Raw genomic sequence first — 12,731 nt, 5'->3', positions numbered from 1 at the left:
GCGACGGCAAACAAATCCGTGACTGGCTCTATGTAGAAGATCACGCCCGAGGAATTGAGTTGGTTCTTAATAAGGGTAAAGTTGGTGAAAATTACAATATCGGTGGTCACAACGAATGGCATAATATTGATATAGTTAAACTCGTCTGTAAGCTGATGAATGAAAGCTTCCAGCATCCAGCTTCCAGTCTCCAGCTCAAAGAACGCTACCCTAACGCAAAGTCTGCCATCGCTGGCAACTCGGAATCCCTGATCGAGTACGTAAAAGACCGCCCCGGCCATGACCGCCGTTATGCGATTGATGCAGCAAAAACCCGTTCGGAGTTGGGTTATGAGCCTAAAGAATCTTTTGAAACCGGGATTCGTAAAACTGTTGTGTGGTATCTAACTAATAAAAACTGGTGGTCAGCAGTCATGGATGGATCTTACCGAGAGTGGATTGAAAGCCAGTACTAACAGCAAGGTATTCTCAGCTTTTTTGCATTTTTTATAGCTTTAGCAATAAGAATCCCCATATGACGACGCACTAAGCGATCGTATTGAGGCGTATATTCACCGGGAATGCTGACTACAATTTTACACGGTAGTGTTTCATATCGAGCAATATTCTTCTCACTAGACAAAGTCCGATTTATAACGATTAAATTAAAACATATGAAAATTTTTAAAAAAGTGTTTTCGACTAAAGAAAGCAAAGACAGCAATAAAATAGAAAACAAAATAGAAAACAAAATAGAAAACAAAATAGAAAACAAAATAGAAAACAAAATAAAAGTTAAAGACAACAAACTCAAAGATAAAAATAGCAGAAAAGAAAAAATTCCAAAACTATATGAAGAAGAATATAAAATTATAAATGACTCTAGGTTATTTGATAGAGCATATTATTTAAAAAACAACAAAGATGTCGAGAGAGCTAATATGGATCCACTATTGCACTATGTAAAATATGGTGCAAAAGAGGGTCGTAATCCGAATGAGTATTTTGACAATGCATTCTATATGTCCAACAATAGCTGTGACAATATAACGAATCTTTTAATTCATTACATAAAATTAGGTTTTAAGGAAGGAGCAAAAACAAGCGATAAGTTTGATAGTGCATTTTACCTTAAGAAACACAAGGATGTCGAAAAAGCTGGAATCAACCCTTTGTCACATTACTTAAGGCATGGAAAAAAAGAAGGGAGAAAAACCATATCTGAAAAAAGTAACAGTTCAGAAATGAAATTCATCTCTGTTAATACTGGAAATAAAAAAGGGGTAACAGTAATTATCCCTATATACAATGCATTTGAAGAAATCAAGAAGTGTATCTCTAGTGTAATAAAAAATGTAAATAGAAAAAAAGATGACATAATAATAATCAATGACAAAAGTACAGATACTAGAGTCGAAAAATATCTTGTTAGTTTGGAGGGGACTGAAGGTCTTAAAGTAATTCACAATAAGTTGAACTTAGGATATACAAAAACAGTTAATAAGGGAGTGGCTTTATCTAATAAGAAAGATGTTATTCTTTTAAATAGTGATACTGTCGTATCAAAGTATTGGCTTAGGAATATGCGTGTGGCAGCCTACCAAAGCGAATCAATAGGTACTGTAACGGCTGTATCAAATAATGCCGGTGCTTTTTCTGTTCCAAAGTCAGGGAGCAACGCTTTACCTGAAGGACTTGGCATAGAGAATATATCAAGATTAGTATCGGTAAATCATGATTCAAATTATACAGAAGTACCAACAGGTAATGGTTTTTGTTTATACATCAAAAGAGCAGTATTTGATGATATTGGATTTTTTGATGAAACTAATTTTCCAAGAGGTTATGGTGAAGAAAATGAGTTTTGCATGAGAGCAAAACTTTCAGGTTGGGTTAACATTATAGATTCAAAAACTTATGTCTATCATGTACGTTCGGCATCTTTCAAAGATGAAAAGAAAAAATTGATTGCCGAAGGGTTCGATAAAGTACGCTCTCTTCATCCTAATTACCCAATGATAATAAAGGGTATAAGTAGTTCAAATACTCTATCCAATATAAGAGAAAAAATTTCTTCCAAAATTACTAAGTGGGAGAACGCCCCTTATGAAGTAAAGCCTAGAGCTATGTTTGTGATATCAACAAGAACTGGTGGTACACCCCAGACCAATAAAGATTTAATGGAGGGTATATCAGATTTTTATGACTGTTATGTTTTAGCATGTAATGCCGAAAAAATTGAAGTCATGATTTTATCTAAAGGTGGCTATACAATAGTCGAAGAATATAAATTAAAAGATAGTATTACCTTTGCTAGTCATACTAGTCAAGAGTACGACGATATTGTTTCATCTGTTCTATTTAACTATAACATTGAGTTGCTACATATTAGGCACATTGCTTGGCATAGTTTAAATTTACCTAAAATTGCCAAAAACCTTGATATCCCAGTTGTTTTTTCATTACATGATTTTTACTGCATCTGCCCAACAGTGAATCTTTTAAGTAAAAGTGGTGAATTAAGTTTAAAGGGTGTATCTGAAAATGGTTTTAACCCACTATGGAATGATTCAACTGTGCAGGTTATGACACCAACTACTCTTGAGTGGTGGCAAAGAATGATGGGCGATATGCTTTCATACTGTGATGCGTTTATAACTACATGTGAAAGCGCTAAAAGAATTTTACAAAAACAGTTGCCAGTTTTGAAAAAACGTAACTCTGATTTTTTTGTTATTGCTCACGGTCGTAATTTTACTAATTTCCAACGCCCTTTAAAAACTGAAATTGAAGATAAAATTAAAGTTTTACTACCCGGAAATATTAGCCTTTCAAAAGGGTCTGAGCTTATTAAAGAGATAAAAGAACTTGATTTGAAAAATAGAATAGAATTTCATGTGTTAGGTAAATGTGATGAATCTTTAAATAACTTTGTAATCAATCATGGTACATATAAAAGAGAAGAGCTATCATCAAAAATCAAAAAGATAAAGCCAGATATCACTGCAGTTCTTTCTATTTGGCCCGAAACATATTGTCATACATTAACTGAGTCATGGGCAAATGGCCTTCCTGTTATCGGAATCAACTATGGAGCTGTTGGTACACGAATTTCAAAACATGGTGGGGGCTGGTTAGTAGAGCCCACTGCATCTAATGTCTATAAAAAAATGCTGGATATATATAAAAATCACAATTTAATAGAAAAGGAAAAAGAGAAAGTAATTATATGGCAAAAAGGTTATGGATTGGAAAATAATGTCTGGCGTATGGCAGAAAAATATCTTGAAGTTTATAGAAATATAACATGTAAAAATGACTTAAAAGTTCAAAGTGATAATATTGCAGCTATATTAAAAGGCATCTATCCTAATGTACCTGCTACAGCCTATGTCCGAGTAGTTGAACAGAATAAAAAACTAAGCAATATTCTTGATGGGGATATTTTTTATACTAATTTCCAAAAAATTATTAGGGAAGGTGTTAGCAACTACAAAAAACTAATTGTACAAAGAGATGCAATACCTGAGAAGTATGTAGATTCATTTATTGATATGTGCATGTCAACTAATACACCTTATATTTATGAGTTAGACGATGATTTACTTTCTGTCCCATCGGACAAAGATAAAGATGGCATATATAAAAAATATTCAAATTCAATTAAGAAATTGTTGAAAAATTCATCATCAGTTCATGTTTCTACAGAAATATTAAAAAATAATTTAGAAAATTATTCTGATAACATCTTAGTTTTTCCAAATGCTATAAATGAAAAAAGGTGGGCTGAAGATACACTATTCGAGCTAGATAAAAGAACAAAAGAGCAACTATTATCAGTAAAAGGCTTGAAACTGCTATATGCAGGCTCAAAAACTCATACTACAGACTTGGAACTAGTCTTATTTCCAATACAAAATTTAATCGATCAAGGTTTCAATATAACTCTCTTTATTGTAGGTGTAACCGAAATTGACCTACCTTACTTTTGTACGCGTCTAGTTGTACCAAATGGTCGCTATGATCATTACGTTGAGTGGATAAAATCTGTTTCAAAACATGTTGATCTTGCTTTAGCTCCACTTGAAGAAACAAAATTCAATGAGAGAAAAACACCACTAAAAATCATGGAATATCGTGCACTTAATATTGATTATCTAGCAAGTAATGTTGAGCCATATTCATCATATGAAAGTAATAAATCTTTATTAGTGAACAATGATGTTTCATCATGGAAAGAAGGTATCAAAAAGTACTACTCTCATTCCAATAGCAACTGAGTTAATTTATTTAACGTTTATATTGGATTTTATTCAAGGTTGAATATCTATGAACTTATACATAGTATCAAAAGAGTTTGAAAACAACAGTAGTAATCTTTTTTCTATAGAAGAAGGTGTTAGTTGCCTTGTAATTCGTGAGTCTAAAGATTTTTTTGAATACGGTGGTAATGAGTTTTCTTTTAAGAACTTAGTTGAGCTTGTTTCTTGCATAGAAAAAACTGGTCTGACATTTAATAATGCTTATGTTTACGGTGGCTTTTTAAAATTTTCATCTGAAATCAATGTTAGATTTTTGTTTTCTGTCATTAATTCTTTATTTGTTTGCAACTTTAAATATTACGATTTTTCTCAGAATTTAAAAGATAGAGCAACTGTACTAAACAGATGTTTCAAAAGCCTAGACCTTTACCCATGTCTTGATAAATTCACGAATAATATTTCATACTTAACTTTTAAAGATTTTGATTCAAAACTCCTGTGGCATTATTCTGAGAAAATGAGGTTGATAGAATATAATAAAGTTTCCACAACATTAGTTATTGATGATATCAAAGCAGCATTAAAAAACAAAAAACCCTTTAGCTTTATTCGATTAAATCATTGCGAAAATAGACTTTTAGGCTACGACTATACCTTTCCCTACCAAGAATCTGAAATTACATATGATATACAATTTGGTTACAAACTAGATAAACAAGAAACAGCTGCAATTTCTAACTTGATTAAGAACTCAGTCAAAAAATCAGACTATCTTGGGGTTCCGGTTTATAAAACAAGAATTTCAAAAAAACTGCATATATTAGAGAACTCAACGTACATCCATTTAAGAGATTTCGGGCTTTGGAACAACCAACAGTTTTGTGACGTTAATATCCATTATGATTTTGGAAAATCCAATGAGTTTCTAAAGATATTGATAAATTCTAAAAGGCTATTTGCTATAACGTGTAGAAGACTATCTAAAATTCAAAATATCATTAATAAAAAGATAAATATAATTTCAATTCCTGGTGAGTCAAGATTTACTGAAGAAAATAATCTAAAACACTATCCCAATGAATTTAAAAGAGTAAGACGTGTTATTCAGGAAAATATAAAACCAGGTGATCTTGTTTTAGTCGGTGGCGGTATACTTGGAAAAATTTACTGCGATATTGTAAAGAGCAATGGTGGAGTAGCCTTGGATGTAGGCTCTTTAATGGATGCTATGGAAAATCTAACGACAAGGGGGGACGGTTTTGGAAATGGCTTCTGGTGGCAATGAAGGGCAGTGAAAGCGGCGGCAAAAACCGGGGTCAAAAAAACCGGGGTCAAAAAAACCGGGGTCAAAAAAAACCGGGGTCAGGTCTTGATCCTTGACACCTTTTAAACCTGTTCTATTTTTACAGCTCTTTATTATTATTTGAGAAAAAACTGAGAAAACTGGGGTCAGGTCTAAAACCGGGGTCAGGTCTTGATTCTTGACACCTTTTAAACCTGTTCTATTTTTACAGCTCTTTATTATTATTTGAGAGCATAAAAAGTGAGCAGACCGTTAAGAATTGAGTATGCTGGGGCATTGTACCATGTCACTTCGCGCGGTAATGAGCGCAAACCTATTTACTTGGAAGAAGTAGATTTTTCATTGTTTCTGGACGTCTTGGCAGAAGTTTGTCATCGCTTTAACTGGGTGATTCATTCATGGTGCTTGATGAACAATCATTACCATCTGGTAGTGGAAACGCCAGACGGTAATCTGTCAGCAGGTATGCGACAGCTTAATGGTGTTTACACCACCCGGTTTAATCGTTGCCATAGACGGGTTGGGCATTTGTTCCAGGGGCGTTATAAAGCGATTCTTGTCGATAAGACGGCTTATCTCCTTGAGTTGAGTCGTTATGTGGTGCTTAATCCGGTTCGAGCTCGCATGGTCGAACATCCCGCAGACTGGCTATGGAGCAGTTACCGTTATACTCTTGGCGAGCTACCGTCCCCAGACTGGCTGGCAACAGACGCCATGTTGCTGCAGTTTTCCGATAATCGTAAACAAGCATGTGAGCAGTTTGTGGCTTTTGTGCTGGCCGGTGTGGGTATAAATCTCTGGTTGCATCTTAAACAACAGATTTATCTGGGCGATAATCAGTTTGTCTTGGATCAGCAGCAATATATTGATAAACCAACGAATAGTAAAACGCTCACTGAAATCCCACATAAACAGCGACGAAAACCTGCACCTGCACTCGGGTTTTATCAGGCGAGTTATAAATCTACCGAGTCAGCGGTCTGTGCAGCTTATGCATCTGGCGGTTATTCCCAAAAGGCGATTGCCGATTATTTTGGCCTGCATTATTCAACGGTGAGTAAGATGCTTGCAAGGCAGGCAAAGGGTTGACAGTGATAAGGCTCTGATGACCTTTCCGGGTTGTTCATAACTCAGGCGATCTCTTTGGTTACCCTTATTAACTCTGCATAGTTCAGAAAGCCCGGGTCTTGTACCTGCTCTGCTTTTATTGTTACCAAATATTTATACTTAATGGCCCTGATGATTTCAGTCAGGGTGCTTCCTTTCTATTTATCGTTCCCTTAATTTCTTATGAAAATCGCAATTGCCGGTACAGGCTACGTAGGCCTGTCCAACGCCGTTTTATTGGCCCAACAAAATCAAGTGATGGCCGTTGATATCATTCCTCAAAAAGTGGAGATGATTAACGACAGAATGTCACCCATTGCAGATAATGAAATTGAAGATTTTCTTGCTAATAAAGCGCTTAATCTTCGAGCAACCACTGATACTAAGCTAGCGTATGAAAATGCTGATTTTGTCATTATTGCCACTCCAACAGATTATGACCCGGACACCAATTACTTTGATACGTCTTCAGTTGAAGCTGTTATCAAAGAAGTCGTGAAAGTCAATCCGAATGCTGTGATGGTCATCAAATCTACTGTTCCAGTTGGCTATACCCAGCGCATTAAAGATGAATTAGGTTGTCAGAATATTATTTTCTCACCTGAATTTCTGCGAGAAGGTAAGGCACTGTATGATAACTTATACCCTTCCCGTATTATTGTAGGTGAGCGTTCTGAGTGCGCTGAGCGTTTTGCAAACCTGCTTGTGCAGGGTGCTGTAAAGCAAGATATACAGGTTTTATTTACAGATTCCACTGAGGCTGAAGCGGTTAAATTGTTCTCAAACACCTATCTCGCTATGCGGGTGGCCTATTTCAATGAACTCGATACCTATGCTGAAACCCATGGACTAGATTCACGACAGATTATCGAAGGCGTTGGACTTGACCCACGTATTGGTAGCCATTACAACAACCCATCTTTTGGCTATGGCGGCTACTGTCTACCCAAAGATACCAGGCAGTTGTTGGCAAACTATCAGGATGTACCCAACAATATGATTCGGGCCATTGTTGATGCCAATACTACCCGTAAAGACTACATAGCAAGCTCTATTGTTAAACGTAATCCCGATGTTGTTGGTATTTATCGTCTGATTATGAAAGCCGGGTCTGACAACTTCCGTGCCTCTTCTATTCAAGGAATTATGAAGAGAATCAAAGCCAAAGGTATAGAAGTTATTGTCTATGAGCCAGTACTCGAAGAAGATGAGTTCTATCATTCCAGAGTGATCCGTGATTTAGAAAATTTTAAACAATTGTCCGATGTTATTGTCTCTAACCGTATGGTAGAAGAGCTGAGTGATGTTGCAGACAAAGTTTATACCCGTGACTTGTTTGGTTCCGATTAATCAAGAATCATATTGACCATAGTGGTTGCAAGCTTAATTCTTGAAGCCTTTTATTTTTGTTTTCAACTATTCAAATTCATATGTCAACAGTTATTAAAAAAGCGATATTTCCAGTCGCAGGAATGGGCACTCGGTTTTTGCCAGCAACTAAAGCTTGCCCAAAAGAAATGCTACCTGTCGTAGATAAGCCGCTAATTCAATATGCAGTAGAAGAAGCGATTGCTGCTGGTATCACAGATCTTATTTTTGTGACTTCCTGGACAAAACGCTCTATTGAAGACCACTTTGATAAAAACTTTGAACTGGAATACAAGCTTGAGAAGTCAGGCAAAGCAGAATTGCTTGATACTGTAAAAAGCATTTTACCGAAAGGAATCAATTGCTTTTATGTTCGCCAACAGGAAGCGCTTGGACTGGGTCATGCTGTATTATGTGCAAAAGATATTGTCGGCAACGAACCTTTTGTTGTACTCCTGGCTGACGATATGATCTATTGTGATAAAACTCCCTGTCTGAACACCATGATCAAAATGGCTCAGGAAGAACAAAGCTCAGTGGTGGCTGTTGAGTCAGTACCTATGGATCAGGTTAATAAGTATGGTGTTATTGATCCGGTTAAGTTGAGTGATCGGCTATACAAGCTAAAGGGGGTTGTTGAAAAACCTTCGGTAGATAAAGCACCTTCCAACCTTTCTATCGTCGGGCGCTATGTGCTTCAGCCTCGTATTTTTGAGTTGCTCGAAAGCACACCTCGTGGGGCAGGTGGTGAAATTCAACTGACTGATGCTATCGCTACACTACTACAAGAACAGACGATCCATGCTTATGAGTTTGATGGTATTCGTTATGATTGTGGCAGCAAGCTGGGTCATATGAAAGCTAATGTTGAATACGCACTGCGTCATCCTGAGCTTAATGGCCGGTTTAAGGAATATCTGCAGGACGTTATAGCTTCCTCGTTGAGCTAAGCGGTAGCGTTTTGAGCTGTGCTCCATTTATATCATCCTGGGTATTGCAGGAGCACTTTTTTAGTCAGTGTGAGTTATGAAGTTATCTAAATCGGTAATTTTAAAAATGAAAAGCGTGTAAAAAAGTTGTTAGGTCAAATTCTTAATATCAGGCACTGGTTGAGCGTTAATCCCAAGTTTCGACTGTTACCCAAATCAGATCTTCAAGAAGCAAGCGGTGGTTTTGATTGGCAGTCAACAGGTGAAGACCCTGCATTTAAATTAAAGCCTATGGCTTACCAGCCTAAAGGCTGGTATATGCTTGAGGTACAAGTCGAAAGTTCTGCTACACGGCTCAACAGCAAGCTTTACGTTGATTATGGAGAGGGTATTAATGAAGCGAACGCAATTCTCCTGCCCTTAACAAATGGTAAGCCTCTTAAAAGGGTCTGTTACTTTTCTCAGAGACCTTTAGCTATACACTTTGATCCTTCAGAGCAGCCCTGTAGCTTTTCTGTAAAACAACTGAAAATGACCCGATTGACTTCTGCTTATGCTCGCAAGTTGATGATCAAAAAGTTAACGACCCGACATACTACGGACAGTCATAGCGGACTGGCCGTTACGGAGCTATTGGAGCGTTATAACCACTGCTTTTCACCTTGCAAGGCAACCCTGACCTATCCACAGTGGCAACAACGTCATGAACCTGCAGTATTCGATAAAAGAAAAATTACCAATGAACTCGAGCAGCTAAATAGAAAGCCTTTGATCAGTATTGTGATGGCTACTTATAATACTGAACCTTTATTTTTAAAGGCATGTATAGATTCTGTACTAGAGCAGTCTTATTGTCATTGGGAGTTGTGTATTGCTGACGACTGCTCTACTGATGAGCAGGTTCGCACCCTTCTTAATGAATATTCCGAAAAAGACACAAGAATTAAAGTCACATTTCGATCTGTGAATGGTCATATCTCCAAAGCCAGTAACACTGCCCTTGAACTGGCTACTGGTGACTATGTCGGCTTGCTCGACCATGATGACTGTCTGGCTGAACATGCTTTGTTTTATATCGCCAAGACCATCAATGAGCGACCGCAAGTCAGGTTACTTTATAGTGATGAAGACAAAATTGATGAAAAGGGTGTGAGATACGAGCCGCATTTCAAAACAGACTGGAATCGTGACCTTTTTTATTCACATAACTATATCACTCATTTTAGTGTGTTTGATGCAACATTAATAAAGGAAGTGGGAGGATTCCGATCTGGCCTGGAAGGTAGTCAGGACTATGATTTAATTCTTCGTTGTGTCGCTAAAATTGGAAATGATCAAATTGCTCATATCCCTCATATTCTTTATCATTGGCGGGCTATAAAGGGCTCCACTGCTCTGTCTTCAGGCGAAAAAAACTACACAACAGAGGCTGGATACAAGGCTCTGCAAGATTTCTTTAAAGCAACTTATATACCTGTTGAAGTCAGAAAAGGCCAACTGGCAAACACCTATCGGACAATATGGCCTATGCCAAAGCCGTTGCCATTTGTCAGCTTGTTGATACCTACTCGTGATGGCTATGAGATTCTGAAACAATGTATTGAAAGTATCAGGACGAAAACAACTTATCCGAACTATGAAATAGTTGTATTAAACAACCAGACTACTTGTGATAAAACACTTGATTACTTCGAAAGAATCTCAAGCTACAATAATATCCGAGTGCTCAATTACGATTTTCCATTTAATTATTCAGCCATCAATAACTTTGGTGTTCCACAAACTAAAGGCAGTATTATTGGACTGATTAATAACGATATTGAAGTGATCAGTCCCGACTGGCTTGATGAGATGGTCAGACAAGTGTCACGTCCTGATATCGGCTGTGTTGGTGCCAAACTATACTACCCTGACAATCGAATTCAACATGCCGGTGTCACTCTTGGAATAGGTGGCGTCGCTGGGCACACTCATAAGTATTTCTCAGATGTCAACCCAGGTTATTTTTCCAGGCTGAAACTGGTTCAGAATTTTTCTGCTGTCACAGCTGCTGCAATGCTGGTGCGTAAATCTGTTTTTGAAGAAGTCGAGGGTTTCGAAGAAAAACATCTTAAGGTTGCCTTTAATGATGTGGACTTTTGCCTAAAAGTTCGTGATAAAGGCTATAGAAATATCTGGACTCCCCATGCTTGTCTTTATCATCACGAATCCCTAAGCAGAGGTGCCGAAGATAACCCTGAAAAGCAAGCTCGATTCCAAAATGAAATCGAGTACATGAAACAGAAATGGGGAGACAAGCTAACGACTGATCCATACTACAGCCCGAATCTGACCCTCAATCATGAAGACTTTTCTTATAATGTTTAGGCTATTCTTACAAACAACTTTTTAACCAGACTATTAAAAGAGATAATTTTGAAAGAACCAATTTTGCTTTTGGGTCCTTCTGGCATAGGTAAAACGACAGTTTCCAAATATGCAATGAAAGCAGTAAAAAATGCTCATTTCATTGTTTTGGATAATATTGTTCATAAGCAGGCAAGAGATTCAGGGCTGATTGATAAAAAAGAAGACTTGAATGCTTTAATCAAGTTCTTTGAGAATGACAGAGATCGTTTCGTCAACTATGGATTAAATGTGCTTGAAGAGCACATGAAAGCTAGTGACAATCAGCCGATAATTGTTGATGTAGGAACAGGTTTTCTAGATGCCAAACACTCTCTGGAATGGGTTTCATCCTGTAAATCACTATCAATAATGGCTACACCTGCTGTGGCTTATGATCGTTTCAGGAAGGCGCGTAAACTGGATATCTCTTTTGAGCAATATATGACGACGCAGTTTTCACCAAAACGTATCGCACTTTATAACAGTGCAGATGTTGTTATAAAGTCTGATAAGTTGAGTCAAGAAGCTCTATCAAGGCAATTTTTGTTTAGTGCTTTAGCTATGATGCCAGATAGTGATCAGGCGTCAGTTCTGAAAAATTATATAGCTCGCTTTGAGTGATGTTAAAATTCCCCAAAAAAACACAAGGTCTTTTCATACCTTCTGCAAATTATGATATTCGTTCATCTAAGAAGGTTGTTGTTTTTGGCAATCTAGAATCGGCTACTATCGAGTTCTATTTCAGAAGTCGTAAGGAGAAAGATACTGATTATAGAGAGATTGATACTTGTGCCAGCGACTATGTATTTCAATTACAAGAGCACATAACGGATGGCTGTACACTTATTCTTCTTCGTGACGTTCCATTAGATGCACTGAAATTCTTGAATGCATACAAATTTAATTTTTCTAATTTGGTATGGTTCATAGATGACGATATTCCAGCCGCTCATCTTGATCATACACTTCCAAAAAGCTATCGCAAACGACTTTCTTCCTGGTACAAAAAAGCAAGCCCTCTACTAACAAAGCTGTGTAACAAGATCTGGGTTTCCACTGCTCACTTGGCAGAAAAATATCAATTACCAGCAGAAACGGTTCTCCCTCCCTGTCAGATACTAAAAGAAAAGCTACCTTTGGTTCGATGTTTTTATCACGGTAGCAGCTCTCATCAAGAAGACTGGAAGTTCGTATTAAACGTTATTAGAAAAGTCCAGTCGCGCAACCTGAACACCTGGTTTGAACTGATCGGTGACCATTCACTGTATAAAGCGGTCAGAGGTATTCCCCGTGTTCAGGTCATCCACCCCATGCCCTGGCCAGACTATCTCACCATGACTGCATCCAGAACCATGGATATTGGTCTGGCACCTCTGATGGACACCTCTTTCAACC

The 12,731-nt window shown here is 37.4% G+C and carries 8 protein-coding genes and 1 pseudogene; all 9 read left to right on the top strand.

Annotated elements, in window-relative coordinates; translation table 11 throughout:
* Nucleotides 1-455, top strand: a 455-nt coding sequence (locus KDK19_RS15795) for a GDP-mannose 4,6-dehydratase (protein WP_257292331.1), incomplete at its 5' end; no start/stop codon positions are given.
* A gap of 198 nt (nt 456-653) precedes the next feature.
* Entirely contained in the window at nt 654-4,259 is a 3,606-nt protein-coding gene (locus KDK19_RS15790; RefSeq protein WP_257292329.1) for a glycosyltransferase, read from the top strand.
* A 49-nt stretch (nt 4,260-4,308) separates the two neighbouring features.
* A complete protein-coding gene (locus tag KDK19_RS15785) occupies nt 4,309-5,526 on the top strand; it encodes a hypothetical protein (RefSeq protein WP_257292328.1) in 1,218 nt (405 codons plus the stop codon).
* A 258-nt stretch (nt 5,527-5,784) separates the two neighbouring features.
* Entirely contained in the window at nt 5,785-6,633 is an 849-nt protein-coding gene (locus tag KDK19_RS15780) for a transposase (protein ID WP_257292327.1), read from the top strand.
* A 201-nt stretch (nt 6,634-6,834) separates the two neighbouring features.
* Nucleotides 6,835-8,001, top strand: a complete 1,167-nt coding sequence (locus tag KDK19_RS15775) for a nucleotide sugar dehydrogenase (RefSeq protein WP_257292326.1) — start codon at nt 6,835-6,837, stop codon at nt 7,999-8,001.
* An 80-nt stretch (nt 8,002-8,081) separates the two neighbouring features.
* Complete coding sequence (galU, locus tag KDK19_RS15770; protein ID WP_257292325.1) at nt 8,082-8,969, top strand: UTP--glucose-1-phosphate uridylyltransferase GalU; 888 nt, start codon at nt 8,082-8,084, stop codon at nt 8,967-8,969.
* Nucleotides 8,970-9,128: 159 nt separating this feature from the next.
* Nucleotides 9,129-11,315, top strand: a complete 2,187-nt coding sequence (locus KDK19_RS15765) for a glycosyltransferase (RefSeq protein ID WP_257292324.1) — start codon at nt 9,129-9,131, stop codon at nt 11,313-11,315.
* Between the two features lie 48 nt (nt 11,316-11,363).
* Nucleotides 11,364-11,957, top strand: coding sequence for an AAA family ATPase (locus tag KDK19_RS15760; RefSeq protein WP_257292323.1), 594 nt, complete (start codon nt 11,364-11,366; stop codon nt 11,955-11,957).
* Nucleotides 11,954-12,731, top strand: a pseudogene (locus tag KDK19_RS15755) (hypothetical protein); the annotation flags it as partial. The gene KDK19_RS15760 and the pseudogene KDK19_RS15755, both read left to right, overlap by 4 nt.

It is taken from the genome of Endozoicomonas sp. ONNA1 (assembly GCF_024606325.1).
Classification (GTDB): Bacteria; Pseudomonadota; Gammaproteobacteria; order Pseudomonadales; family Endozoicomonadaceae; genus Endozoicomonas_A.
Note: the sequence above shows the minus strand (reverse complement) of the source record. Positions and strands in the feature narration are given on the sequence as shown.

What these genes read in the sequence shown, in the direction of transcription:
- KDK19_RS15790 (WP_257292329.1), top strand. Translation starts at nt 654, where the DNA reads ATGAAAATTTTTAAAAAAGTGTTTTCGACTAAAGAAAGCAAAGACAGC.
- KDK19_RS15775 (WP_257292326.1), top strand. Translation starts at nt 6,835, where the DNA reads ATGAAAATCGCAATTGCCGGTACAGGCTACGTAGGCCTGTCCAACGCC.
- KDK19_RS15785 (WP_257292328.1), top strand. Translation starts at nt 4,309, where the DNA reads ATGAACTTATACATAGTATCAAAAGAGTTTGAAAACAACAGTAGTAAT.
- galU (WP_257292325.1), top strand. Translation starts at nt 8,082, where the DNA reads ATGTCAACAGTTATTAAAAAAGCGATATTTCCAGTCGCAGGAATGGGC.